Source organism: Roseibium sp. JB4-4 (genome assembly GCF_055693425.1).
This window is the reverse complement of record NZ_CM146333.1, coordinates 1,427,173-1,451,731: the sequence shown is the minus strand read 5'-3', so window position 1 is coordinate 1,451,731 and position 24,559 is coordinate 1,427,173. Positions and strand designations below refer to the sequence as shown.

Genomic DNA, 24,559 nt, shown 5'->3' with positions numbered 1-24,559 from the left:
CCTGTCAACCGATCAGGAGAAACGCTTTGGACACTACAGTGACACTCGAAATGCGCGGCAAAATCGCTCTGCTGACGTTAAATCGCCCTGAAAAACTCAACGCACTCAATTACGAAACGAACGACCGGCTCCTCTCGCTTCTCGATCAGATAGAGCAAGATGAAGCTGCCCGCGCCATCGTTTTAACCGGAGCAGGCGACAGGGCCTTCTCCGCTGGTGGCGACATCCATGAATTCACGAATAGCATCAAAAGCGGGACAGACGAGGCTGTAAGGGAATTTTGCCGTCGTGGACAACGCATGACAGCAAGATTTGAGACATACCCCAAACCGGTGATAGCAGCAGTAAACGGCATCGCTTTTGGAGGTGGCTGCGAAATAACGGAGGCGGTCCATCTCGCGGTGTCCTCTGAAAGAGCTGTTTTTGCCAAGCCTGAGATCAACATCGGAATTCCTCCGACATTTGGTGGCACTCAGCGTCTGCCTCGCTTGGCTGGGCGCAAGCGTGCATTGGAACTTTTGTTGACCGGCGACACTTTTGGGCCTGAACGTGCTTATGAGTTGGGTCTCGTCAACAAGGTCGTGCCGCACAATGATCTATTACCGGCAGCATTCGAGTTGGCGGAGCGGATTCTGAGGCATTCGCCCTTGGCAGCCGCGCGTATCATTACTGCCGTTACGCGGGGATTGAACATGACCATCGGTGAAGGGTTGATTGTCGAACAGGAACAGTTTGCCAGGATGTGTGCAACACGGGATATCGTTGAAGGACTGGACGCCTGGATTGCGCGCCGCACACCCTGCTATGCTGGCAAATGACTGCCATGTGCTGAAGAGAAAATCCGCAATACCTTCGAGAGAACGGTGTTGCGGCTCTCCGTCCGATCCGGAACTCAAATAAGTTCAGACCGAATACACCAGCCCGTTGATCCGTTCCGCGATCCACCAAGTTGACAGTATCGCGATCCCGCTCAGAGCTCCCAATCTGACGGGCCTGAGTGCTGGCTCGGCGAGATGCTTCATCAAAAAGACAATGCCCAACGTGGCGGCCAGGATCGCGAGTTGACCAAGTTCTATACCTATATTGAAAGCAAGGAGAGCCGGAACGAGGTCCGGTGCGTCACGACCGAGAATATCTCCGAGCACAAAGGAAAATCCTAATCCGTGCAGCAGTCCGATACCGGCAAAGACTAAAAGCGAGCCGGATCTTTGGATCATCGCCGCAATGGCCGCATAAAGAACCGAGGCAGCAATCGCAGCTTCCACGGCTGGAATGAACCAGGGCCAGGACGGTGTCGCGCCAAGAAACGTTGCAATCAGCGTGACCGAATGCCCGAGGGTGAAGGCAGTCACCAAATAGATCAGTTTACGTGTGGCACCGACACCAAGGGCCATGGCAATCACCAGAAGCACATGGTCAAGACCTTCCAGAATGTGCAAGGCACCTTGAAAAACGAAATGACCGAAAGTTGAAAGAGGCGATCCGTCAATCACTACCGGCGTCTCAAGCTGTCCAGGTGCGGTCAGTGAGACAGGCGGGCTTATGCGCGCGTCGATGAGATGATTGTCGATTGTAACGCCTGGCCCCGGAACAAGCGGGTCATAACCTGCGTGCACACTGAGGATCCCCATGGGGTCCTGACTGTTCAAATGCACCACGTAATCGACCATGGCCTGTCCGAAGAGAGGGTCGAGGCGCGGTGTAGGTTCTGCAACCGCTGCCTTGGCCGCGGACAGCGAATTGAACCCTGATTGCGGTCGCTGCATGTGCACGGTGAAGCCTGCAATCTTTGCGGAAAGATCCAGGCCTGCTTGCGAAAAGACCAGAGCTTCGGTTAATCGTGTTTCGAACGAACTCCTGTCTTGGGCAATTGCGCTCATGTTCAGTCGGTAGCGGTTGCCGGTTCCGGTTGCCTCATAGCGCAGGAAAGGTGATTCCAAGGGCGTTTGATCAACCTGTGCTTTTCCAACCAGATCGGAAAAAACAAGTGGCGCTGGCGCCCTAACATAAACAACCAGAATGCCGTTCTGCTCAGCAACCAGAATTGTGCGGACCTTTGTTCCTTCAGAAAAATGCGCGCTCGCGGGCTGCGTCAGCAGTATCGCCAGGACAAGAAACAGGCTGAAGAAAACAAAGTTAAGCGCGCTGGTGCACTTGTGGCTCTGAGGCATAGGGGCGGTCCGTCGAATGGGCCCGAGCGCTTCAACGGCACCCGGGCAGTCTATGTTGCAGCTTACCGGTTTTTACCGGCTATTCATTCCAGAATTTCTCTTGCCAGGTCATTTGCGGCAATTCATCCACGACCTCGAAAGTTTTGGTTTGATTGAACGTGCGCCCGTAACGGTCTGTTGTGCGAATGTTCAGCGTGTGAACGCCCGCCGGTAAATCCGAGGGCAACTCGGCTCGCCAGAGATGGTTTGATTTTGTGGTGAGCATCCAGTCCTGGAACGGGCCGGCAATACCGGCCCATTGCAGGCCCTGCCAGGTGCGGTAGCCGGCGGTTGCTTCGCCCCCGTCTGTGCTGCGTACGGCCTGACGTCCATTGGTGGATTGCTTGGCCATCGCCAGAGGATCGGAATAGGTCGGACCTTCGAATGCTTCCTCTCCTTCACCCTTTTGCGTGCGCTCTGCCTCAATCGGGTCGCCACCATTGATGGAGAAGGATACCTGGCTTTCCTTCGAACCGTTCCAGACGTTGATGGCGACATACGTCGTTCCGGAGAGGTCCTCCTTCGTCAACATGTCCATGTCTCCCAGGTCATTGACGGTAACCGGAGGCGTGATGTCGCTGGGGATGTCGTTTTGGTTCGTGAAGCTGACAAGCTTTTCTGCCCAATCACGAAAGCGGGGTGTGTTGAAAGAGACGTGAAGCTGATCGTCTTCCTCGCCTTCGAAGGTCATATAGGTATCGACATAGTCAGAGCCTGCGAAATCCAGCACGTAGTATCCGCGCGGGGAGCCAAGACGCTGTGTCGCGTGGGGAACTCCGCTGTTGTTCAGGTCACCTGCCCACCAGGAGCCGGAGACCGCACCGGTGACGATCTGATGAAATTTGGCAGGCCCGGTCCCCGTAGCTTCTTCCCAGCCTTTGTAAAATTCGCCCGGCAGGATCTGTTCTGTTGTGTGTGTATGGCCCGAGAGCCCAAGCGCGGGTCTGTCACCTATCAGCTCGTAGAGCTTGTCGAGATTGTCGACCTGGTGCTTCTGGGCGGTTGCATCCGTATAGGTCACGAATGGTATGTGAGCGCTTAGAACGATCAGCTTGTCTTCCGGCACATTGGCAAGATCGTTTTTCAGCCATTCCAGCTGACGTTCGGAGATGACGCCGTTGTAGGAAGGCTTGGCCGACAGGTCACAGAATTCGTGGGCGTCAACACCGTTGCAGGGGTAGCGCACGTCGTCGAGAACGACGAAATGCACCTGACCTATGTCGAAGGAATAGTATTCGGGTCCGAATTCGCGGCGAAAGGTGTCAAAGCTGTCGGCATCGGATTTGGCATCAAAGTCAAGGTCATGGTTGCCGGCAACGTAGTATTGCGGCACGCCGCCCGTGGCGACAATCTTTTTGAAGCGCGGATAAAGCGAAAGGTCGTCACCCATGACGTCACCCTGAAACAGCAGGCACTGGGTGGCACTGTTGTCACGGTTAGCCAAAAGCTTGCCCACCGTCTGGCGGACATAGGAAACTTCCTGGTTGGAATACGGCTGTGTATCGCCGAAAACGAGACACTGAAATTCATCGCCGACCGGATCTTCCACAAGCGGAAAATTGACCGATTGAGGCAGAGGCCCCGTTGGCTCGATACCGCCAAACCGCAGATCGGCCGAACCGGCGACCTTGTGCACATAGCTGAACTGCGGAACCATGTCGTCGCTGACTGGCGTCATGTAGCCTGCCGGTTTCGTGATGAAAAGGTTCATGTCGTCATAGGCGGGCAAAGAGTAGGAACCGTCTTCACCGGTTGCGACGACCTCGCGCCCGTTTGAGACAAGAACGCCGGCCAGTCCGGTCTCTCCAGCGTCCAGTCTGGAATTGCGGTTGGTATCCAAAAATATTCTTCCGGTTGCCATGTCAGCAGAACTGTCGCCATGCACGACATCAATTTCGCCAGTATATCCGGCATCCTTGGCAATCGCACTGGATGCCATGACGCTGGTGCCCGCCAAAAGCAGGACCTGGGTAAGTTTTCTCATGAGAGCCTCCGCAGGGAATGAGCTGAAGATCAGCCAGGGCACTCTGCAAGCACACGGTGACGGAAGATTGGCATTCGCGTTAAAGTTATATTTCAGTTCGCACGCACGCAATGTCATATTGTGGTTGAACCGTCACAAACAGCACGGGACACATTAGAACGAGGCCCGTTTTCGGGCCTGAACACAAAATCTTGCCGTTGATGTACCTGTCGGTTTCTCCTGACAGAAGGCTGTCAGGAGCCCTTTGCTAGAGTGCCTGACGTCACTGCAGCCAAGGAGACTTTCAATGACATTTGTTCCTGACAATTTCACTGTTTGGATGGAGATTCCGGTTACGGATCTGGACAAGGCAATCAGTTTTTACAATGACGTTTTCAAAACCGAACTCAAACTTGTTACAGATATGGGACCGAACCATATCGCGATGTTCACGACCAACAAGCAGGATGGCATTGCAGGACATCTTTATCCCGGCAAACCGGCAGGCGACGGCTCTGGGCCCACTGTACATATTGCATGCCCTGACACGCTTGAGGAAACCATGGAACGTTTTGCGAAAGCAGGTGGTGAAGTCGTCTCCGACCCGATTGCAATTCCGGCAGGCCGATTTGCGTATTGTATCGACCCGGATGGCAATTCCATCGGGCTTTTCGCTGCTTAAGGGTCTTGCAGCATGAGACGTGCCGACCGCCTTTTTCAGATCGTTCAATATCTGCGTGGCGGGCGGCTCGTCCGGGCACGACAGTTGTCCGAATGGCTGGAAGTATCGGAACGCACCATCTATCGCGATGTTGCCGACTTGCAGGCCTCCGGTGTGCCCATCGAGGGCGCTGCAGGTGTCGGCTACATCATGCGAGATGGCTACGAGTTGCCGCCTCTCATGTTCACACGAGATGAAATCGTTGCCTTGCTTGCCGGTGCACGTTTGATCCGCGCCTGGGGTGGAGCAGCCATGGCCCGGGCTGCCGAAGAGGCCATGATCAAGATCGATGCCGTCATGCCAGACAAACTGCGGGTGAGGCAGAATGAGGTGCAAATCCACGCATTTGCGCCAGAGATGACCCCACAGGTCAGGTCACATATCGATTTTCTTGAAAATGCTGCGGACACACGCAAGCGCCTTTCGATCGCCTATCGCGATGGAAAAGGCGATGCCTCTGACCGGGTGGTCCGTCCTCTCGGCCTTTGGTTCTGGGGCAAGGTATGGACACTTGTAGCCTGGTGCGAACTTCGCCATGACTTCCGCATGTTCCGTCTCGATCGTATTTCCGAATTGCGGGAGACCGGCGACAAGTTCAAAGCGGAGCCCGGCAAGACCTTGAAGGACTTCTATCGCTCCATGGAGAGCAAGGACCCGGGACGGTAACTGCGCATCAAATCGCTTCCAGTCCGGTTGAACCTCAGACAAGTTGCGATCTCCCGCCATACACATTTCTTCATGTTTTTCGAGCGCACAAAAAGCTTCAACTCACTTGAAAGCCATTGGAATATTGACCGGTGTGACGATTTGAATGTCGCTGAGGGATGCGGCTGGCTCGGGCCCGATACCATGAAATGCCATAATGTGCCGAAAGGCCGTTCTCATGTCGGAGCGCAGGTCGTGGTGAAGGACGAAAGTCAGCTTCTCACCGCGAAGCAGCTCGAGATTGTCTTCATCAAGATCATGCGCGACGAAGACCGATGGGGTCTTTCCGGCGCGTTCCAGAGCCTTCAATACAGCTTGATTGCCACCGCCCATGGAATAGACGCCGGCAATTTTGGGGGCGGACTGGATTTTCTCGGCAACTGCGCGCTCTGTCGCCGTGTTCAGGCCGCCGCCACCACTGGCTTCAAGAACCTCAATATCAGGCCGCGAGCGGCTCAACTCTGATCGGAAGCCGTCATACCGTTCTTCTTCGCCCTGAAAGGCAAGTTGACTGAGGATTGTCAGAACAACGCGGTCCGCGGGGCCAAGCTGTTTGAGCATGAGATAGGCCGCGGTCCTCCCCGCGTTCTCATTGCTCAACCCCGCATATGCCAGTTTTTGCGAACCGGTGATGTCGGTAAATATTGTGACGACCGGAATCCGCTTGCCCGTCAGGCGAGATATGGCACTGCGCAATTCAGCAGTGTCTCTGGCTTTCAGGCACACACCGTGACTTCCACGTTTGCGGATCCGGTCAAGCGTTGCCGCACACGTGGCTGAGGTCATCGTTTCAGCAATTGAAAAGCGCGTTCTAAGCGCCGCTGGAGCAAGTTGCTTCAGGACGTCTTCACTGGCCAGCTGAACTTCCCGGCTGAAGCGGGCAGGGGCCTCCATAACCACATCGATGAATAGACGCCGGCCCTTCGCCGCCAGTTGGCCTTCTTGCCGGCCAAGTTCTTCCATTGCGTCATGAACGCGACGATGGGTCTGGGGACTGACATTGGGCCGTTTATTGAGAACGCGATCTACTGTCGCCGTGCTCAGACCGGCTTGCAGTGCGATCTCCTTGATGGGAAATCGATGTGTCATTGATGGATTCTTGATGGATTATCACAGCGATGCAAGAGCGATTTCTGATAATCTTCGGGTTCTGGCAGATTGACCGATGCCTGGGAGGAAAACATGGATCAGAGAGCGGCCCTGAGCGGCTATTTCGATGCAGCTGATTGCGACATCGAAGAGTTTAAAGAACTGGTAGGGCAGCAACTGGACCCGGCTGCTGTGCCGCATGCTGCAAAGGTGACATCAAACATTCCGATTTATCGGGTTGCCGATTTGCAAGACGTGTTGAACGAGACAGAATCACGCCGGCGCCTAATGGCCGAATGGGCCAGGGTGCTGATGCACGGGGCTGGAGTGCTCATCCTTGATGGAGCCTATGCTGATGTCACGGCCATAGATCATGCCACCGACATTTTTGATCGGGTCATCGAGACAGAGAAGATTTCCACGGGCGGAGGGGCAGATCATTTTGCCGCAAGCGGGGCAAATGACAGGATATGGAACAGTTTGCAAAAGCTGTGCATGGCTTCGCCGGAGGCGTTCGCCACTTATTTTGCCAACACGGCAATCGACGCGGTTTGTGAAGCCTGGCTTGGCCCCAACTATCAGATGACGGCGCAAGTCAACGTGGTGCGGCCGGGAGGCGCTGCGCAGCAGGCACACAGGGACTATCACCTGGGTTTCCAGACTGCTGAAACATGCGCACGTTATCCGGCACATGTGCATGACCTGTCACCAGTGATGACATTGCAGGGCGGCATCGCTCATACGGATATGCCGGTCGAGAGTGGTCCGACAAAGTTGTTGCCGTTTTCACAACTCTATCGCCCGGGATATGCGGCCTACCGGCTGGAGACGTTCAAGCAGTTTTTTGAAGAAGCCTATGCTCAGCTGCCTTTGAAAAAGGGTGATGCATTGTTCTTCAATCCAGCCCTGTTTCATGCCGCAGGTGCAAATATCAGCAGCGATATCCAACGCATGGCCAATCTGCTGCAGATTTCGTCTGCATTTGGTAGAGCCATGGAGAACATTGACCGGCAGTCGATGTGTACTGTCCTCTATCCCGTTTTGCTAGAAAGAGTGAAAGCAGGAGACTTGGGGCAAGCAGAACTTGAGGCTGCAATTTCCGCCTGCGCGGAAGGGTATTCGTTCCCCACCAATCTTGACAGCGATCCCCCCACCGGCGGCCTTGCGCCAGAGACACAGAAACAGCTCATGCTGCGAGCTGTGAGCGAGCGCATGAGCGTCGAAGAGTTTGCAGACGCACTTAAGGTCCAAAGCTCCAGGCGGCTCTATTAAGGGGCTGCATGTCTGCGCGATTTGCGATGCAATAAAGACGAACGGATGCTCTCACACCGCCCGCAATGCGTTTGCGGGCGGTTTGCACCTGAAGTCGTTCGCCAGTGAACGGACAAAGGCGACATTTGAAAACAATTTCTGAGAACGCGAGCTGATAGCCGCCAGTTCCTGTGCGGAGCGCCTCGCAATTGTTGCGCTGCAAAAAAATATTGCTGAAGGACTTGAAGCCGCCCAAGCACCTGGGGCAGGCTTAGGACATGTATGCATCCCATGGATTTTTGAGGTCGGACATCGGCGACGTCGATGTTGTTTATCACGATGGGTTATTCCATCTGTTTCATCTCGTTCTTCCAAATCACGATTTCATTGCCCACGCGGTCAGCTCCGACGGCATGACTTGGCGCCGCGTAAAGAACGCGCTTTTTGTCGGAGAACCGGGAGAGTGGGACGACGACATGCTCTGGACAATGCACGTCACGCCGAACCCCGACAAAGCGGGAGAGTGGCGCATGTTCTATACGGGCCTGGCCCGTTCTGAATTTGGCCGTGTTCAGAGGGTCGGGTTGGCGCGCTCGAGCGACCTTTACCACTGGGAACGCTGCAATCAGGGTGTTTATCCACTCGAAATTCCAGCACCCCACTACGAAAGCTCGATTGACGAGGGACGGCACTGGGTCAGCTTTCGAGATCCGTTTTTCTATCATGATCGGCAAACCGGAGACCGGTTGCTATTGAGCGCAGCGCGCGTCAAGGACGGGCCGGTCATCCGGCGCGGTTGCGTCGGTCTTGCGCGGGAAACAGCACCTGACAGGTTTTCGTTTGAGGCCCCGCTGCATCGTCCTGGCCTCTATGATGATGTTGAGGTTCCCAACCTCTTCAAGCTTCATGACCGTTATTATCTGATGGGCTCGATCCGAGAAGATACAAAGATCCACTATTGGTATGCGCAATCCTGGGACGGGCCATACGAGAACTTCTTTGACAACGTTCTGCTTCCCTCCGGAAATTACGCCGGCCGCATCTGTCAAACCGAAGATCGATTGCTCCTATTCAATTTCTTTTCAAAGACCGAGAATTTTTACGGTCGCGAAGCGGTCAAAAAACTTCTACCGCCTCCAAAGGAACTGGACACCGATAAGGCAGGACGTTTGAAAGTCAGGTCCTACAGGAGTTTTGACAATCTGGTGACGGGCCAAGAGGTCGTTACAGCCTCCTATCAGTGCAAGATACTTTATGACAACAAGTATGCCACGGCCATAGATCGACCTGATGGGCTCCATCTGGCCTGCAAAAGCGGCTACGAGGCATACCTGTTTCCAGGTCAGCACCAGGATTTCAGGCTGAGGACGCAGCTGATGCTTGAAGGGTCTGGAAAAACGGGCCTTGTGTTGCGGATGAACGAAGAGGGAGACGGATACTATCTTTCCCTCGATCTTGTGAATGGTATTGCGCAAATGCGCGCCTGGGGCGCAAATCCGACACCGGAATTTGAACACGCATTCCGATATGAGCCGCTTCAGGAGGCGCATTTCCGCGGCAGCGACCAAGGACCATGGCAGATCGAAGTTGTTGCGCATGGCATGTACATCGAATTTTCGATCGACGGATACGTCGTCTTGAGTCTGGTCGACGACAGCTTCCACGAAGGCGGCATTGGCTTTTACGTGGAGAGCGCAGCGGTATGCGTGAAAGATCTCGTAATTGAAACCTTGCGAAGACCGGTCAGTGAAGACACCGCGGAACGGGTTTATACGACCACTTATCTTGCGCCAGAAGACGAGGCGGACACGCGATGAGTGAGGCTCCCGATGAGTCGGAGCCGTGGCTCCTGGTCTGCGACGTCGACGATACGCTGACCGGGAACAGGGAGGACCTGAGAAAGCTCTGGCAGGCTTTGAAAAAACGCCGGAAAACCTTGAAGTTGGCCCTTAACTCCAGCAGACCGTGGCAAAGCGTTGATGAAACTATTTCGACGTATTTCCCCGAAGATTTTGAACCTGAAGCGATCATTACCGGACTTGGTACGGAAATCCGCTTAAGGGGTGCCTGGCTCGACAGCTGGCAGAAGCAGTTCAAGGAGTGGCCGGACCGGCGTGTCCGCAAACTCGTCACAGATATGGGATACGCTGCTCATTCAAGTGCCTACCAGACATGTGGGAAGGCAAGTTTTGAAGTTGCTGGCATAGATGCGGTCCAAGGTGTGTTGAATGCTCTGACGGATCAGGAAATACCGTTCCGTTCGGTCCACTCGGGAACAAGCGATCTGGACATTTTGGCGCCTGGCGCCGGTAAGGACACTGCCATGATGCATTTGGCAGGTATTCTTGAGGTCGCAACGTCTCATACGATTGCTGCCGGAGACTCCGGGAATGACCTTGCGCTCTTTAATGCCGCAGGCAAGGCAATTGCCGTGGGCAACGCGCGCAGCGAACTGATTGCCGCCATGCCGACGGAAAAAACCTTTCACGCTATAGCTCCTCATGCAGCTGGCGTGATGGAGGGATTGATAGAATTTGGACTGCTGACCAAAGAAGAATGCTGAAAAAGCCTTCGCAAACAAAAATAGAATGCCTGGGAGGGATGAAGTCTCAAACACGAAAGAAGGCCAACTCTCATGACTAAGCAAAACATCGGTTCACTGCTGATGATTTCATTACATGGCTATGTCGCCGGTTCGCCTGAGTTGGGCAAACCCGACACCGGTGGTCAGGTTGTTTTCGTTCTGGAACTGGCCAAGCGCTTCGCACGCCTCGGCTATCGGGTGGATGTCATGACGCGCCAGTTCGAAGACCAGCCAGCTGAAGACATTCTCAATGAAAATCTGCGGGTTGTCAGAGTGCCATTTGCGGGCAAGGAGTTCGTGCGCAAGGAAGACATGCACGACTGGTATGGCGACTTTGTCACGAACGCTTTGGCCATGATACGCGCAAAGAACCTGCATTATGACGTGATCAACAGTCACTACTGGGATGCAGGCGTATCTGGACAGAAAATCGCTGAAGAACTGCAAATTCCACACATCCACACACCGCACTCGCTCGGTTGGTGGAAAGAACACGACATGACCGGGGCCGGTGAGGAGGAGATGGCAGGCTATCGGTTCGAGGAGCGCATCCAGAGGGAATTTGTTCTCTACAGAAACTGCGATCATGTGATCTCAACGACAGAGCAGCAAACCGATCTCATCGTTGAACATTATCAGCTGCCCAAAGAACACATCACCATGATCCCGCCTGGGATTGACGAGGGCAGGTTCATGCCGGCAACGCCAGGCAAGGTTGAGGATGCCAGGGCAAGACACGACATGAAGGACACCGACATCTATGTGGTCGGCAGAGCTGCAGAAAACAAAGGCTACGACCTCATCATCGAAGCCTTGCCCAAAATCCTGGAACTTCAACCGGAAGCAAGACTTGTTCTGGCCGCAGGCGCGAACTCTCAAAGCGACATCGCTCTCCTGAACCAATGGAAACAAACGGCTGCCGACATGGGGGTTGGCGAACGGATTAGTTGGCGCGGATATGTCGAAGATGAAGACCTTGCAGATCTTTATCGTGCCCCGGGAATATTTGCCCTGCCGTCGCGCTACGAACCATTCGGAATGACCGCGGTTGAGGCCATGGCTTGCGGAACCCCGACAGTCGTCACTGTTCATGGCGGCCTTTTTGAACAAATCGAGTTCGGAAAACATGCGCTAATCGCAGATCCCAAAAGACCTGAAGAGTTTGCGACCATGGTCAACATGCCGATGCAGTATCCCTGGATCCGGGAAACGCTCGCCGTCGAAGGCGCAAGATTTGCCCGGCGTGTTTTTGGCTGGACCGGTATCGCCCGGCGGACGCTGCAGGTCTTTGAGCACTTCAAGGGGCGCTATGACGATCTGCAGACTGAAGACATGCTTCTCGGCTAAGGATTTCTGAGAAGGAGGTGTTTTCCGTTTTCTAAAGGAATGGTTCAGCTTGCGTTCATGTGAATTTGATTACACGTTGATGATCAAATCGTAGGCAGAACCGGAACCGAAAACGTGAAACAGCTCGTTGCCCTTTTAATCGTGTTTTTTGCCGCCGTGACCCCGGCAAGCGCGGCCTGCCTGTCTCAGGCGCAGGCCCGCGATGCGGTGGCGAGCGGCAAAGCAGCACCACTTGGTGCGGTCGCCGGCCGTGCCGGTGGGGAAATCGTCAAGGCACAGCTGTGCCAACAGGGTGGCGGCTATGTTTACAAGTTGTCGGTTCTGAAGGGCGGTAAGGTGACGACGGTCACAGTCAACGCCAGTCGCTAGAGGATATTCACTGTTGTCCGGCGGCTTGGTCTGAGAATTGCCGGAGTGTTCCATTTTTGAAAGCCCGAAGTCAAAACGCATGCGCATTCTCGTTGTTGAAGATGATACGGATCTGAACCGTCAACTGGTTACCGCTCTCGAAGAGGCGGGTTATGTGGTCGACAGTGCCACGGACGGTGAAGACGGACACTTTCTGGGCGACACGGAGCCCTATGATGCAGTTGTCCTCGATCTCGGCCTGCCGACGCTCGATGGTCTTTCTGTTCTGGAAAACTGGCGCCGCGACGGACGCACGATGCCAGTTCTGATTCTGACCGCACGTGACCGCTGGTCCGACAAAGTGGCTGGCATCGACGCAGGCGCTGATGACTATGTCGCAAAACCCTTTCACATGGAGGAAGTCCTTGCCCGCGTCAGAGCCCTGGTACGGCGCGCCGCCGGTCATGCTTCCAATGAACTGACGTGTGGCCCGGTACGGCTCGACCTGCGGGCTGGAAGGGTAACGGTTGACGGAAATCCCATCAAACTGACCTCTCATGAGTACAGGCTCCTGTCCTACCTGCTGCATCATCAGGGCAAGGTCATCTCGCGTACGGAGCTGACGGAACATCTTTATGATCAGGACTTTGACCGCGACTCAAATACGGTCGAAGTCTTTGTCGGCCGGCTTCGCAAGAAAATCGGATCGGACCTGATCGAAACCATAAGAGGACTTGGGTATCGTCTCGGAGATGCCAGTGACAGCTGAATCGGCTGAGGTGGCACCGAACGTGAAAGCGCGGCCGCAGCGATCGCTCGCAGCCAGGCTCGTTCTTGTCGCAGCTGTATGGTCCGCTATTGCTCTCGCCCTTGCAGGTGTGTTTCTCGTCAGCCTCTATCAGCGGGCAAGCGAACGTGCGTTCGACACGCAGCTGGAAATTCATATCAAGGCGCTGATATCCGAAATGCTGGAGACCGATGCCGACGCGCCTGAAGCTGCTGCACGCGTGACCGCACCGACCTATCGCGGAGATCCAAGATTTTCGCTGCCACTATCAGGTTGGTATTGGACCGTCAGGCGAGCCGATAGTCCAGCCATTCTTTATGCCTCTGAATCGCTTGTCGGTGACCCGTTGAACGTCCCCGAAATTGGAGACGCGGAAAGCGCGGTTGGCTTCATCACCGGGCCGACTGGCGACGAAATCAGGGTGATGCAGCAGAGAATTTCCATAGAAGACGTGCCCTACATCATTGCTGTTGGTGCCGCGACGGCGGGTTTCTGGGCCGATGTTTCCGAATTCAGCCGCATGGTCGCAATCACGCTCTGCGTCGTCGGACTAGGCTTGATCCTGGCTATTTTCCTTCAGGTTCGCGTCGGTTTGCGGCCGCTGTCCCGTTTGCGTGCGTCTCTAAGTGCAGTGCGGCAGGGAGAGGCGGACCGAATTGAGGAAGCTCTGCCGCGCGAGATCGCCCCGCTTGCGGTGGAGCTGAATGCTTTGATTGTCTCCAACAGGGAGATTGTTGAACGCGCCCGTACCCACGTCGGCAACCTTGCACACGGGCTTAAAACCCCGTTGTCGGTGATTTCCAATGAAGCAAGAGCGTCCGGCGGGCCACTTGCCGACAAGGTTTCGGAACAGACCGCTATCATGTCGACGCAGATACAGCATCACCTGGAGCGCGCGCGCATGGCGGCACAGCGGCGAGTGATCGGCGTTTCGTGCGAGACCGAACCGGTTCTGTCCCGTCTGATCCGAGCCATGGGCAAAATCTATCGCGAAAAAGGCATTGCGGTGACGTTCGATCAAGCGTCCGAGATACGGTTCCGCGGCGAGAGCCAGGATCTTGAAGAAATGAGCGGCAATCTGATCGACAATGCTTGCAAATGGGCTGTTTCAAAGGTCGCCGTCAAAGTTGAAACGCTTCAGGATCCGACCACCAACAGGGACATGTTTTCGATTACGGTCGAGGATGATGGTCCTGGACTGACGCCCGAAGAGCGCGCAGAAGCCGTCAAGCGCGGTCGTCGGCTGGATGAAACTGTCCCCGGGACCGGACTGGGCCTGTCGATCGTTGCGGATCTTGCCGCGCTTTATGGTGGCAAGTTCACGTTGGACGGGTCGGATTTGGGCGGTTTGAAGGCAAAGCTGATCCTGCCGTCACTCACCAGGGAATAGGCGAATTTTTAAGTGTTCCATGCCAATTTGATGAAGTGACTGTGATAAGTTGAATCGCAAATCATGTGCTTATATTCCGGTTTGTGGCCAAGTTCGGCCACAAATTGAAAATATCAATGATTCACCCACCGGTTCACGCCGGTTCTCAAACCCACTGGAGCATGTCGCCTTCAGGTGACAACCAGAAAAATGCTCTGGTAACTGGAAATCGAGCAACAGCACCGCGGTCGGCACAAATGCCGCCTTCCGGTGCTCTGGGAGCTTCAACGCATGCGTTTTCGCAGTGCCATCTGTCTTGCTCTGTTCACCGCTCTTGCCGGCTGTTCCATGACATCCGGCACGAAGGATACCAGCGGATTGGGATCGTTCTTCGGAGATCCGAACGCAAATGTTGCGGGGACTGAAGCCAATGCTGCAATTTCGGTGCTTGTGAACAACGAGTTCGGAGATGCGCTGGAGCCTTCGGATCGCCGCGCGGCTGAAGATGCGCAGAACCGGGCGTTGCGGGCCAAAGGTGTCGGCGTATCGGTGGCCTGGCAAAACGACCGTACCGGCCGCAGTGGCCAGGTGCGTCCCGGTCCGGTTTATTACGTGAATGAGACTGGCTGCCGTGAGTTCACTCATGAAATGGTATTGCGAGGGCAGATCCTGCAGGCACGCGGAACAGCTTGTGAAACCGATCGCGGCAAGTGGCAAGTCATCGGTTGAAGCCTCTTCGCGGTCTTTATCTCGAAACGCAATTCCCGATATCTATCAATCAGCTACTTGCAATCTCAACAATTGCTTAAGTCTCTGCGGGTACCATCGCTCGAATTGAGATCGCGATGTTGACCCTGTGAATGGTATATTCGGACAAGCTTGAAACCAAATTGAAGTCATATTTGGGCAGCCTCAGTCCTCAGGCGGTTGAGGCTTTGGTCCGTAATTTGGAACGCGCCAAGACCGAAAAAAACGCAGATCCCAACATCCAATTTATTCTTGCTGCAGCCGTAAAACTACTTCGCAAACCTCAAAAGGTGACGCCCGATATACAGGGCGGGGAGCAACGACGCGGCCAGATCCAGCGAATGTTCTTTTCGCCGCTGGATGACTTCCTGATCAACGAGGTTCTGCCGAACAGGCAGGAAGGCCGCATTTACCGAGGTATCCTGGACAAGGTCTGGGCATGGCTTTGCCGGGATGTTCTGGCGACTGATGTCAGGATCGTTCTGGAACAGGCCGGTAATGCGACAGTCAGCGGTGAAAGGGTTGACGCTCTTGTCCACGCCCTGCGAAGCCGGTCCGTCGAGCTGATCGGTGACGCTTTGCACCGCGCCGAAATCTCCGAGAAGGAACATCGGCGAATTGGCATTGAACTTGGCGGTGAACGGGGTATCGCTGAAGTCAGGGATATCCTGAAGGTCTTTGCTGCCGAGAAGTGGCTTTCGCCGCTGTTGCAAAGCATCCCCGACCGGATCAACGAACATCGCTTGAAAAAGGACATGGATGTCCTGCGTCTGGTCGACAAATGCTCTGCGCGTTTCCCCGATCACGTGCCTGTGCTGGCCGCGGCGCTTGTTGAGCGATCCGAAACACCGTCCGCATTGTGTACCTTTGCCGGAAGGCTCGTGGGAGACGACGATCCCAAAGCCATCGCAAGCTCGCAATTCGCCCCATTTGTCGATGTGGTCATGAGCGAGGCCGAACGCTTGCAGATCCTTGCGTTCGAACACCGCAATCACAATCCGGATCCGGTTGCGTTTTCTCAAGCGCTTTCGGAGTATCACACTCTGGTTCGTGGCGTGGAACGCGACATCGATCTGACAGTTACAGGCAAGTGGCACAAGCAGCTGTCGGAGACCAAACGCAGCATATCGGGTGTAGTCACACGCGAACTTGACGGGGCCCACGGCGCTATAAGACGCGCCTTGCGGCTACCCAAACATGACCAGAGCGGCAAACTCGTGGTGGACCAGTCCGCCATCGACGACGCGGTCCGGGCGCTTCGGGTCGTGGGGATGGTGCGCAATGCGTCCGAGACCTTTGCAGTCAACGAGATCGGAAAACGGACGCGCCAGGCAGTCGAGCAGACGCTGGAAATCATGACACGTTCGCTGATCACGGACCTGGGTAAGGCGAAGGGTCAGCAGTTGGAGGCCAGTACGGCTGCGGCAGATGCTGCGATCATGCTCTCCGAAATCTATTTTGGTGCTGACTATGCCGCACAGTTGCGGCGCAGCCGACAATCCGCGGTTGGCAATGGATCTTCGAGAGAGGGTGCTCCACACAAAAATCCGGAACGAAAGCTCGTCGCCAGCGCGCTTGGAAGGCGCTGAAAACATCTCCGAATTTAGGCCCGGCGTATCCTGTTGCCGGTTGGTCAGCCGCGACCGCCGGTCACAGGACAGCTGCCTTGCATTTGTCTGCTGCCGGTAGTCTATAGTGCGCCCATGATGTTCTGGATCCTTATTGCTGCATTGACGGCGGCCGCAACGCTTGCGGTTCTCGTCCCGCTTTCTAGAAACCGGCAGCCAGCCGGCGCTGCCGCTTCAAAGGCGGATGAGGCTGTTTACCGCGAACAGCTTGAAACAGTGGATCGCGACCTGAAAAGAGGGCTGATCGAGCCGGAGGCTGCCGAGGCAGCCCGCACTGAGATCGCACGCCGCCTCTTGTCGGCCAGCGAACGGCAGACACAAACGGTCGAAAAGAGCGAGAGGTCTCTCCAGAACAAAATTGCAATCGGTCTGGCAATTGTCTTCCTGCCTGCCGCGACATTCGGCCTTTACATCTTCCTGGGATCTCCGGATCAGCCGGATCAGCCGCTTTCGGCGCGTCTTGAGGGACCTGCGCAGGGACAATCAGTTGATGTGCTGGTTGCGCGCGTTGAGCGGCATCTTGCGGAAAATCCAGAAGACGGCCAAGGCTGGGCGGTTATTGCCCCGGTTTATATGACCATCGGGCAACCTGAAAGCTCGGCAAGAGCCTATGCAAACGCGCTTCGCATTGTCGGTCCGAACGCCGATTGGCTGACGGACATGGGCGAAGCGCTCACAATTGCCAATCAGGGACTGGTGACAGCAGATGCGCGCAAGGCATTTGATCAGGCCGTCAGCCTGCAACCCGAAGCGGTGAAACCACGGTTTTTCCTGGCGCTTGCACTCGGGCAGGAAGGCCGGACGGATGAAGCTGTAGCCGCCTGGGAACAGCTTCTTAAAGGCGAGGATGAAACGCAGGCCTGGGTCGGCGCTGCGCGCGCGCAACTTGCCGAACTTCAAGGAACCGCGCCGCCAGTGGCGAATCGGCCAGGACCCACTGAAGAAGATATTGCCGTAACTTCGGACCTGACAGCCGAAGATCGACAGACCATGATCCAGGGTATGGTTTCCGGTCTTGCTGAGCGGCTGTCTGCGGAAGGCGGAAGCGTGGATGAATGGAACCAGCTGATGCGGGCTTACATGGTTCTTGGCGAAAAACAGAAGGCGGAAACAGCCTTGAATGACGCTCTGGCGGCTTATGCTGAAAATCCGGATGATTTGTCTCTGATCAAGGACGCTGCAGATCAGTTGGGCTTAACTGGATCGTGAACGGAGCCGGGTGAGGGACATTTGGGGGCCCAAACGACTTCGCAATTGAAATTCGGACGCAATGCCATGACAAGAAAACAAATGAGATTGACCCTGATCGGATCGGCTGGTGCCGTTCTGGCTGTTGCGCTTGGGCTGATCCTGTTTGCCTTAAACGACCAAATCGTCTTTTTCCAAAGTCCAACGGACATCACGCAAAACACGATCCCCGACGGACAACGCATCAGACTGGGTGGTCTTGTTGAAGAAGGTTCCATCGTTCGCTCCGACAACGCTCAGGTTGAATTCCGCGTGACCGACATGGAGAACGTGGTTCAAGTTACCTATAAAGGTATTCTGCCGGATCTCTTCCGTGAAGGGCAGGGTGTTGTCACGGAAGGTATCATCGGGACCAATGGTATTTTCGTCGCAGACAGCGTTCTGGCAAAACACGACGAGAACTACATGCCCAAGGAGGTTGCCGAAGCCCTGAAGGATCAGGGGCATTGGCAAGGTGGTGAGGCGACTGCAAACTAGTTTGGCGGTCGAAATGGACGGGACTTAAAGGCCGACGATGATCATCGAATTCGGACACTATGCGCTGGTACTCGCGTTCGCTCTTACGCTGGTGCAATCCATCATCCCATTCTGGGGCGGTATTACGGGAAATGAACGGCTGATGGCGGTTGCCTCTCCAGTCTCCGTGATGCTTTTCATCCTGGTCTTGATATCCTTCATTGTCCTGACCATGGCCTATCTGAGTTCTGACTTTTCCGTTCTGAACGTCGTGCAGAATTCTCATTCGGCAAAGCCGTTCCTCTATAAGTTCACAGGCGTTTGGGGCAATCACGAAGGGTCGATGTTGCTCTGGGTGCTCATCCTGGTGTTTTTCGGCGCCTTGGTTGGCTTTTTCGGTGGCAATCTGCCGGCCGATCTCAGGGCTCTGACACTGGCCGTTCAAGGCTGGGTGACCGCCGGTTTCATTCTCTTCCTTCTGGCCACGTCAAACCCGTTCCAGCGGGTCGTAAATCCGCCCCTGGAAGGTGCGGATCTCAATCCGATCCTTCAGGACATTGGTCTGGCCATCCATCCACCGCTTCTTTATGTCGGTTATGTCGGTTTTTCCATCACCTTCTCTTTTGCGGTTGCCGCCTTGATCCTGGGGCGGACTGACGCGGCGTGGGCGCGTTGGGTGCGGCCGTGGACATTGCTTGCATGGTGCTTTCTCACACTCGGCATCGCGATGGGCTCATACTGGGCTTATTATGAACTCGGCTGGGGTGGCTGGTGGTTCTGGGATCCGGTTGAAAATGCCAGTTTCATGCCCTGGCTGGCCGGGACAGCGCTGTTGCATTCCGCTATCGTCATGGAAAAGCGCGAAGCGCTGAAGGTCTGGACGATCCTTTTGGCGATTTTCACCTTTTCGCTCTCGCTTCTTGGAACCTTTCTTGTCCGTTCGGGTGTTCTGACCTCGGTTCACGCCTTTGCAACCGACCCGGCGCGTGGTGTCTTCATCCTTGGCCTATTGTGTATCTTTATCGGCGGCTCTCTGGCGCTTTATGCCTGGCGTGCACCGATGCTGAAGCAAGGCGGGCTGTTTGCCCCAATCAGCCGGGAGGGCGGACTTGTCCTGAACAACCTCTTCCTGACAGCCGCGTGCGCAGCCGTTTTTGTCGGCACGCTTTATCCCCTGGTGCTCGATGCGATTACGGGTGAAACGATTTCCGTCGGAGCACCGTTCTTCAACCTGACATTCGGACCGTTGATGATACCGCTTTTGATGGCGGTTCCGTTCGGACCGATACTTTCCTGGAAACGTGGAGACCTTCTGGCGGCCTGTCAGAGGCTTTACGTTGCACTCGGCATTGCGCTGGCAATGACCCTGTTCACATTCTGGCTCTGGGGCATGGAAAAGGTCCTGGCACCGCTCGGTGTGGGCCTGGGTGTCTGGGTGATGGCCGGTGCGGTTTCTGAAATCCTGACGCGTGTGAAGCTTTTTGAAATCGGATTGAAGCGCGGGATCGCTCGACTTTGGGGACTTCCAGGCTCGGCGTGGGGAACCGCTGTTGCCCATTTCGGCGTCGGGGTGACGGTTCTCGGTATTGTTACCGCATCCGCTTTCCAGGAGGAACACATTCAGACCATGCGTCCCGGCGACTCGGTTGAGTTGTCCGGCTACCAGGTGACCTTCGACGGAGCCGCTCCCAGACGGGGACCGAACTACACCGAAGAAGTTGGTCATTTCACGATCCGCAAGGGTGGGGTCGTTGTCAGTGAACTTGATCCATCCAAAAGGGTCTACACCGCGCGGCAAATGCCGACGACAGAAGCGGGAATTTACACGACCGGCTTTTCCCAGGTCTATTTGTCGCTGGGCGAAAGTCGTGGTGATGGCGCGGTTGATGTCAGGGTCTATTTCAAGCCCATGATCACATTGATCTGGATTGGCTGCGTTATCATGTCAATTGGGGCGGTTTTCTCGATGGCCGACAGGCGCCTTCGTGTCGGCGCGCCCAAACCCTCACGAAAACGCACCGCTGCAGCGGCGCCGGCACCGGCAGAGTAGCCCCATGTGGAAGACGTTCTTTTCAGCCCTTGTCCTGAGTATTTGCTTGATGGTTCCCTCCGTACATGCGGTTACGCCGGACGAGGTCCTGGATGATCCGGTGTTGGAACAGCGCGCAAGGGCGCTTTCAGCTGAACTCCGCTGCATGGTGTGTCAGAACCAGTCCATCGATGACAGCGATGCACCCTTGGCAAAAGACTTGCGTGTCCTGGTCCGTGAAAGGCTTGTTGCCGGCGACAGCGACAAGCAGGTGATCGACTATCTGGTGTCGCGCTACGGCGAATTTGTATTGCTGAAGCCGAGGCTTGCCTGGCACACGATCTTGTTGTGGGCAGCCGGTCCAATTTCACTGGTCGCCGGCATGATCGCAATTGTTCTGACACTCCGGGGGCGCTCGAAGCGTTTACAGGCCGAGGCAGGCTCCGCGCAGACGAAACTGTCGGCTGAGGAAGAGAGACGCCTGAAGGCCTTGCTTGAAAAAACGGATTGAACCTGCGGCCAGCTGAACACCAGCAAGGCCGGATCACATTGTTCACACCAAGGCGTGACTTGCATGGCTATTGGGCGTGCTTACCTCTGGCGCAGACAAACGCTGGAGGGCCTGGATATGGCAAGTCGACCACAGAAACTGGAATTTGACGGCGCACATGGTGCGAAGCTGGCGGCCCGATTGGATCTTCCAGCTGGTAAAATTCGGGCATTTGCGTTGTTCGCTCATTGCTTTACCTGTTCAAAGGACATTCCTGCCGCGCGCCACATCGCCGGTGCTCTCTCCGCCGAAGGTATCGCTGTTCTTCGCTTCGACTTCACCGGACTTGGCGGCAGTGGTGGCGATTTCTCTTCCACCGGTTTTTCTTCGAATGTCGAAGATCTGAAGTTGGCCGCTGACTTTTTGCGCAAGAACTACGAAGCGCCACAGCTCATAATTGGCCATTCCTTAGGGGGAGCTGCGGTCCTGAGCGTTGCCGGTGACATACCCGAAGCGCGTGCCGTGGTTACAATCGGAGCGCCTTCAGATGCGGATCATGTGATCCACAACTTCAAAGGGGCGGAAGACGAAATTCGGGAAAATGGGCTTGGCGAAGTTGATCTCGCGGGCCGCACCTTCACGATCCGGAAGGAGTTCCTGGAGGACCTGGAGGCGCAATCCGTTCAATCGAAAACGGCCAGCCTCGGCAAACCGCTGCTTGTTATGCACGCGCCCCTGGACGAAACGGTTGGCATTGACAATGCGACCAGTATTTTCGTTGCCGCCAAACACCCGAAGAGTTTCGTATCGCTGGACAAGGCGGATCATCTGTTAACGCGGAGCGAGGACGCTGCTTATGCGGCTCGTGTGATTGCCGGCTGGGCGAGCGCATATCTCGACAAGGACGAAGGATCGCAGAACGAACCGGTCCCGGAAGGCGTTGACGTTGTCGAGACAGGTCAGGGCAAATTCCAGGCAATGGTCGCCACAGGGCATCATCGGTTGATTGCCGACGAACCGACTTCCTATGGCGGTCTGGACAGCGGTCCGTCTCCCTACGGCTACCTGTCGGCAGCTCTCGGCGCGTGTACGGTGATGACGTTGCGCATGTATGCCGACCGCAAGGGACTGCAACTTGACCGCATCGGAACGCGGGTGCTTCATGACAAGGTCCACGCGGCCGATTGCCAGGAGTGCTCTGAGGAGCAGAAGGCCAAGGGAGGCAAGATCGATCGCTTCGAGCGCGTTATCTCTCTGGAAGGCGATCTGGATGCCCAAACACGTGCTCGCATGCTTGAGATAGCCGACAAGTGTCCGGTCCATCGGACGCTGGAAGCTGGTGCTGCTGTGGTGACCCGCGAAGAAATGAAATAGCGTCGACGCGAAAAGAGGCAGGCTGACTGTGCTAGGCAGCTGCCTCGCTTTCGAGCGATGAAAGGCGGATTTTCATGAAAGACAGCAGACGGCGCGCATCCCGGTCCGTTAGCGACTGGTAGTCGTTTATCCAGTTTTCCACGGTCGATTGCGGTTGCTTGTTATGCATGGCGCGTGCCTTGCACAATGCGTTGTAGTCGGTGTTGTCCACGCCCAGAGCACGACAAAGAACGGCCACGCCTGTTGCGTCGTATCGAACCATGACATTGGTGACGTATTTCTGCTCCAGCCCAGCCATTTCTGCGAGCAGAAAACAGATGTCCAATAGGTTGTTTGACAGAGCCAACTTGGTAATGGCCTTGCCGAGAGTGCGCTGACCGGCACGGATTTCCTTCAGGACTGCTTTGGAGTCGATCCGGGTTGCTTTGCGTTCCAGTTTCGAGCTGGCAACGACCTTGCTTGCCTTGTGAAAGAGGTCGTGAATGAGCTCTTCATTTTGAGATCGCATCTCGCGTATGCGCTTTTGCTGCTCGCTCGGCATTTGTGCGATGAGCTTTTCATAGTCCGCTTCGCTGACGTCTGCACGCTCCATCAGAGCATCACGGATCTTGTCATCACGTTCGGCGAGCTTGATGAGCAGGCGGGAGCCCCAATCGGAAAATTCTGCCCCGGAGTTGGCGGCAACGGATTGTTTGACCGGGCTTTCACCGCGCTCCAGAAGCACGTCGGTGACTTTCGATTCAAGGTTGTCGCGTTTGGAAATGGCCAGCAGGTGACCTTGCCCCATTGTCTTGGCCAGACGGAGAATGTCTTCGCTCGCCAGCGCTTTGGATTGGGTAAGCATTGGACGCGCGATATCGATTTCTTCTCGGGCCAAATGGTTGGCAATCTCCGATGATGTCGTGTCGATTGGAGCTAGCTGTTCGGATACGTCTTTCTTTTGTTCCCGCTCCATCGCCGGCAACATCTTTTCAAGCACCGTGTTGAAGAGGGTGATCTCTTCGGTCTGGTAACTGTCCGCACCATTTACAAACAGCTCGGTGACGTGTTCGACGAGCTGATGGCGTTTTTCCGGCGTCGTTTCCTGGGCGAGATTAAGAATATCTTCGATCATATCGGGGCCAATCCGTTCTTTTGACCTTCAGGACTACCGTATAGACCGTTTACAACTGGATAAAACGCACCGAAAAAATTCAATTAATCTTGGGTGCATTGTGAAAAATCACAGTGAATGGACCGTGCGCTGCAGCAAATGCAAGTGTTCAGAGCTTTGTTCACTGTCGCGGCAATGTGTTTGAAAAGACCTGCGCGTCGATGTTGAACACGCAGGTCGGAGTTGCGGCTTTCAGCGGAAGAAAGGGGGCGCTTAAAGGTAGCGGATGGGGCCGCCGGTTTTACTGTGCAACCTCGAAGTGATCTTCGCGCAACAAGACACTACCGTCAGGTTGAAGGACCCAATGCTCATTGGTGATGATCCCTTGTGCATTGTTCATTTGCCAATCCGCTGCAACGCGCGCGGATGTCAGGCTTTTGTCAACAATTGTGGTTGACGTGTTGAAATAGACGACATCGTCAAATCCATCTTCAATGAGTTTTGTCCAGAACCCCTCAATGGCGGCCCGGCCCTTGAACGTACCGAACGGTTTAGCGACCATGATAGCGTCTTCTTCATAAAGCGCTGCCGCAGCGGCTGCGTCGCCAGCATTGAAGGCATCGCGCCAGGCACGGCTGGCTTTCGCAACGGCGGTGCTAAGTTCATATTCACTGGCAGCACGTGTCTCCGCATCCTGCGCGAAGCTCTGTCCGCAAGTGAGAGCGAGAATTGCGACAAGGGCGGTAAGCGTGTGTTTCAGTTTCATTGATTTGGTTCCTTAATGCATGTGTCAGGCTTGGGTGAGGTGAGTGAGGCAGGCTCGGCGGCAAGAAGCTGGTGCATTCATGCGTAGCCGCCGCGTTCAAAATGCCAGTTCAGACAGGCTTCAAAGCCTGCTTTTGATTGCCGCTTTTCAATAAGCTAAGCCGGGAAAGGCGCGTTTTCAGACACGGCAAATTCAGCCGTTTCGCGGCGCTCGAAACAACGGGTCTGCGGCAGGATAGTTTCCAGGAAGGAGGCGGGGCTGTCAGCGGCTCGGTCGGCTGAAGTCAACTCAAAGGTAACAAGGCGGGTCATGCTCGGCTCCGTTATGATTTCCGGTGCCGCTAATTTGAGATGG

23 protein-coding genes are annotated in these 24,559 nt (G+C 55.4%); 17 read left to right on the top strand and 6 right to left on the bottom strand.

The window, feature by feature from the left end; translation table 11 throughout:
• The first annotated feature begins 26 nt into the window (after positions 1-26).
• Positions 27-818: a crotonase/enoyl-CoA hydratase family protein gene (locus ACZ1HV_RS06715; RefSeq protein WP_298958279.1), complete on the top strand. Its 792-nt coding sequence runs from the start codon at positions 27-29 to the stop codon at positions 816-818.
• Between the two features lie 84 nt (positions 819-902).
• Here ACZ1HV_RS06715 and ACZ1HV_RS06710 read toward each other — a convergent pair whose 3' ends face one another.
• Positions 903-2,171 (bottom strand): HupE/UreJ family protein, encoded by a 1,269-nt coding sequence (locus ACZ1HV_RS06710; RefSeq protein ID WP_472717659.1) that lies wholly within the window; start codon positions 2,169-2,171, stop codon positions 903-905.
• Positions 2,172-2,250: 79 nt separating this feature from the next.
• Positions 2,251-4,194, bottom strand: coding sequence for a calcineurin-like phosphoesterase C-terminal domain-containing protein (locus tag ACZ1HV_RS06705; protein ID WP_298983278.1), 1,944 nt, complete (start codon positions 4,192-4,194; stop codon positions 2,251-2,253).
• Positions 4,195-4,480: 286 nt separating this feature from the next.
• Between ACZ1HV_RS06705 and ACZ1HV_RS06700 the strand changes: the two genes are divergently transcribed.
• On the top strand, positions 4,481-4,855 hold the full coding sequence (locus ACZ1HV_RS06700; protein WP_152502635.1) for a VOC family protein: 375 nt from the start codon (positions 4,481-4,483) through the stop codon (positions 4,853-4,855).
• A 12-nt stretch (positions 4,856-4,867) separates the two neighbouring features.
• The gene (locus ACZ1HV_RS06695; protein WP_298815936.1) at positions 4,868-5,560 is read left to right on the top strand and encodes a helix-turn-helix transcriptional regulator; all 693 of its coding nucleotides are present in this window, start codon (positions 4,868-4,870) and stop codon (positions 5,558-5,560) included.
• Positions 5,561-5,662: 102 nt separating this feature from the next.
• Here the strand turns inward: ACZ1HV_RS06695 and ACZ1HV_RS06690 are convergent, their stop codons facing one another.
• Entirely contained in the window at positions 5,663-6,688 is a 1,026-nt protein-coding gene (locus ACZ1HV_RS06690) for a LacI family DNA-binding transcriptional regulator (protein ID WP_472717658.1), read from the bottom strand.
• Positions 6,689-6,781: 93 nt separating this feature from the next.
• On the opposite strand from ACZ1HV_RS06690, the gene ACZ1HV_RS06685 reads away from it, so the two are divergent.
• The 14 genes from ACZ1HV_RS06685 to ACZ1HV_RS06620 all read left to right on the top strand — a co-directional run bounded on the left by ACZ1HV_RS06685 (position 6,782) and on the right by ACZ1HV_RS06620 (position 22,346).
• Positions 6,782-7,960: a phytanoyl-CoA dioxygenase family protein gene (locus tag ACZ1HV_RS06685; RefSeq protein WP_472717657.1), complete on the top strand. Its 1,179-nt coding sequence runs from the start codon at positions 6,782-6,784 to the stop codon at positions 7,958-7,960.
• Between the two features lie 257 nt (positions 7,961-8,217).
• Complete coding sequence (locus ACZ1HV_RS06680) at positions 8,218-9,756, top strand: glycosyl hydrolase (protein ID WP_298983281.1); 1,539 nt, start codon at positions 8,218-8,220, stop codon at positions 9,754-9,756.
• Positions 9,753-10,502 carry an HAD family hydrolase gene (locus ACZ1HV_RS06675; RefSeq protein WP_298815943.1) on the top strand — a complete coding sequence of 250 codons (750 nt, stop codon included), beginning with the start codon at positions 9,753-9,755 and terminating at the stop codon, positions 10,500-10,502. Before ACZ1HV_RS06680 ends, ACZ1HV_RS06675 begins: the two co-directional genes overlap by 4 nt.
• 72 nt (positions 10,503-10,574) lie before the next feature.
• Entirely contained in the window at positions 10,575-11,870 is a 1,296-nt protein-coding gene (locus ACZ1HV_RS06670; protein WP_298815945.1) for a glycosyltransferase, read from the top strand.
• A gap of 114 nt (positions 11,871-11,984) precedes the next feature.
• On the top strand, positions 11,985-12,239 hold the full coding sequence (locus ACZ1HV_RS06665; RefSeq protein ID WP_173006090.1) for a PepSY domain-containing protein: 255 nt from the start codon (positions 11,985-11,987) through the stop codon (positions 12,237-12,239).
• A gap of 79 nt (positions 12,240-12,318) precedes the next feature.
• Complete coding sequence (locus ACZ1HV_RS06660; RefSeq protein WP_152502628.1) at positions 12,319-12,987, top strand: response regulator transcription factor; 669 nt, start codon at positions 12,319-12,321, stop codon at positions 12,985-12,987.
• Positions 12,977-14,395, top strand: coding sequence for an ATP-binding protein (locus ACZ1HV_RS06655; protein WP_472717656.1), 1,419 nt, complete (start codon positions 12,977-12,979; stop codon positions 14,393-14,395). The genes ACZ1HV_RS06660 and ACZ1HV_RS06655 overlap by 11 nt, the downstream gene beginning before the upstream one ends.
• A gap of 270 nt (positions 14,396-14,665) precedes the next feature.
• Positions 14,666-15,103: an RT0821/Lpp0805 family surface protein gene (locus ACZ1HV_RS06650; protein WP_298815951.1), complete on the top strand. Its 438-nt coding sequence runs from the start codon at positions 14,666-14,668 to the stop codon at positions 15,101-15,103.
• A 206-nt stretch (positions 15,104-15,309) separates the two neighbouring features.
• Positions 15,310-16,710, top strand: coding sequence for a hypothetical protein (locus tag ACZ1HV_RS06645; protein ID WP_472717655.1), 1,401 nt, complete (start codon positions 15,310-15,312; stop codon positions 16,708-16,710).
• Between the two features lie 114 nt (positions 16,711-16,824).
• Positions 16,825-17,958, top strand: coding sequence for a c-type cytochrome biogenesis protein CcmI (ccmI, locus tag ACZ1HV_RS06640; RefSeq protein WP_472717654.1), 1,134 nt, complete (start codon positions 16,825-16,827; stop codon positions 17,956-17,958).
• Positions 17,959-18,024: 66 nt separating this feature from the next.
• Positions 18,025-18,474, top strand: a complete 450-nt coding sequence (gene ccmE, locus ACZ1HV_RS06635) for a cytochrome c maturation protein CcmE (RefSeq protein ID WP_298815957.1) — start codon at positions 18,025-18,027, stop codon at positions 18,472-18,474.
• A gap of 37 nt (positions 18,475-18,511) precedes the next feature.
• Positions 18,512-20,503 carry a heme lyase CcmF/NrfE family subunit gene (locus tag ACZ1HV_RS06630; RefSeq protein WP_472717653.1) on the top strand — a complete coding sequence of 664 codons (1,992 nt, stop codon included), beginning with the start codon at positions 18,512-18,514 and terminating at the stop codon, positions 20,501-20,503.
• A gap of 4 nt (positions 20,504-20,507) precedes the next feature.
• Positions 20,508-20,993 (top strand): cytochrome c-type biogenesis protein, encoded by a 486-nt coding sequence (locus tag ACZ1HV_RS06625; protein WP_472717652.1) that lies wholly within the window; start codon positions 20,508-20,510, stop codon positions 20,991-20,993.
• A 117-nt stretch (positions 20,994-21,110) separates the two neighbouring features.
• On the top strand, positions 21,111-22,346 hold the full coding sequence (locus ACZ1HV_RS06620; RefSeq protein ID WP_298958260.1) for a bifunctional alpha/beta hydrolase/OsmC family protein: 1,236 nt from the start codon (positions 21,111-21,113) through the stop codon (positions 22,344-22,346).
• A gap of 31 nt (positions 22,347-22,377) precedes the next feature.
• On the opposite strand, the gene ACZ1HV_RS06615 is transcribed toward ACZ1HV_RS06620, so the two are convergent.
• The 3 genes from ACZ1HV_RS06615 to ACZ1HV_RS06605 form a co-directional block, all read right to left on the bottom strand.
• The gene (locus tag ACZ1HV_RS06615) at positions 22,378-23,460 is read right to left on the bottom strand and encodes a DUF2336 domain-containing protein (protein ID WP_298815964.1); all 1,083 of its coding nucleotides are present in this window, start codon (positions 23,458-23,460) and stop codon (positions 22,378-22,380) included.
• Positions 23,461-23,740: 280 nt separating this feature from the next.
• Positions 23,741-24,205, bottom strand: coding sequence for a nuclear transport factor 2 family protein (locus ACZ1HV_RS06610; RefSeq protein WP_472717651.1), 465 nt, complete (start codon positions 24,203-24,205; stop codon positions 23,741-23,743).
• 155 nt (positions 24,206-24,360) lie between these two features.
• Positions 24,361-24,516 carry a hypothetical protein gene (locus ACZ1HV_RS06605; protein ID WP_472717650.1) on the bottom strand — a complete coding sequence of 52 codons (156 nt, stop codon included), beginning with the start codon at positions 24,514-24,516 and terminating at the stop codon, positions 24,361-24,363.
• Between the last annotated feature and the right edge of the window lie 43 nt (positions 24,517-24,559).

Coding starts and splice junctions, on each gene's coding strand:
- ACZ1HV_RS06710 (WP_472717659.1), bottom strand. CDS start 2,171: ATGCCTCAGAGCCACAAGTGCACCAGCGCGCTTAACTTTGTTTTCTTC.
- ACZ1HV_RS06705 (WP_298983278.1), bottom strand. CDS start 4,194: ATGAGAAAACTTACCCAGGTCCTGCTTTTGGCGGGCACCAGCGTCATG.
- ACZ1HV_RS06700 (WP_152502635.1), top strand. CDS start 4,481: ATGACATTTGTTCCTGACAATTTCACTGTTTGGATGGAGATTCCGGTT.
- ACZ1HV_RS06695 (WP_298815936.1), top strand. CDS start 4,868: ATGAGACGTGCCGACCGCCTTTTTCAGATCGTTCAATATCTGCGTGGC.
- ACZ1HV_RS06690 (WP_472717658.1), bottom strand. CDS start 6,688: ATGACACATCGATTTCCCATCAAGGAGATCGCACTGCAAGCCGGTCTG.
- ACZ1HV_RS06685 (WP_472717657.1), top strand. CDS start 6,782: ATGGATCAGAGAGCGGCCCTGAGCGGCTATTTCGATGCAGCTGATTGC.
- ACZ1HV_RS06680 (WP_298983281.1), top strand. CDS start 8,218: ATGTATGCATCCCATGGATTTTTGAGGTCGGACATCGGCGACGTCGAT.
- ACZ1HV_RS06675 (WP_298815943.1), top strand. CDS start 9,753: ATGAGTGAGGCTCCCGATGAGTCGGAGCCGTGGCTCCTGGTCTGCGAC.
- ACZ1HV_RS06670 (WP_298815945.1), top strand. CDS start 10,575: ATGACTAAGCAAAACATCGGTTCACTGCTGATGATTTCATTACATGGC.
- ACZ1HV_RS06660 (WP_152502628.1), top strand. CDS start 12,319: ATGCGCATTCTCGTTGTTGAAGATGATACGGATCTGAACCGTCAACTG.
- ACZ1HV_RS06650 (WP_298815951.1), top strand. CDS start 14,666: ATGCGTTTTCGCAGTGCCATCTGTCTTGCTCTGTTCACCGCTCTTGCC.
- ccmI (WP_472717654.1), top strand. CDS start 16,825: ATGATGTTCTGGATCCTTATTGCTGCATTGACGGCGGCCGCAACGCTT.
- ccmE (WP_298815957.1), top strand. CDS start 18,025: ATGACAAGAAAACAAATGAGATTGACCCTGATCGGATCGGCTGGTGCC.
- ACZ1HV_RS06630 (WP_472717653.1), top strand. CDS start 18,512: ATGATCATCGAATTCGGACACTATGCGCTGGTACTCGCGTTCGCTCTT.
- ACZ1HV_RS06625 (WP_472717652.1), top strand. CDS start 20,508: ATGTGGAAGACGTTCTTTTCAGCCCTTGTCCTGAGTATTTGCTTGATG.
- ACZ1HV_RS06620 (WP_298958260.1), top strand. CDS start 21,111: ATGGCAAGTCGACCACAGAAACTGGAATTTGACGGCGCACATGGTGCG.
- ACZ1HV_RS06615 (WP_298815964.1), bottom strand. CDS start 23,460: ATGATCGAAGATATTCTTAATCTCGCCCAGGAAACGACGCCGGAAAAA.
- ACZ1HV_RS06610 (WP_472717651.1), bottom strand. CDS start 24,205: ATGAAACTGAAACACACGCTTACCGCCCTTGTCGCAATTCTCGCTCTC.
- ACZ1HV_RS06605 (WP_472717650.1), bottom strand. CDS start 24,516: ATGACCCGCCTTGTTACCTTTGAGTTGACTTCAGCCGACCGAGCCGCT.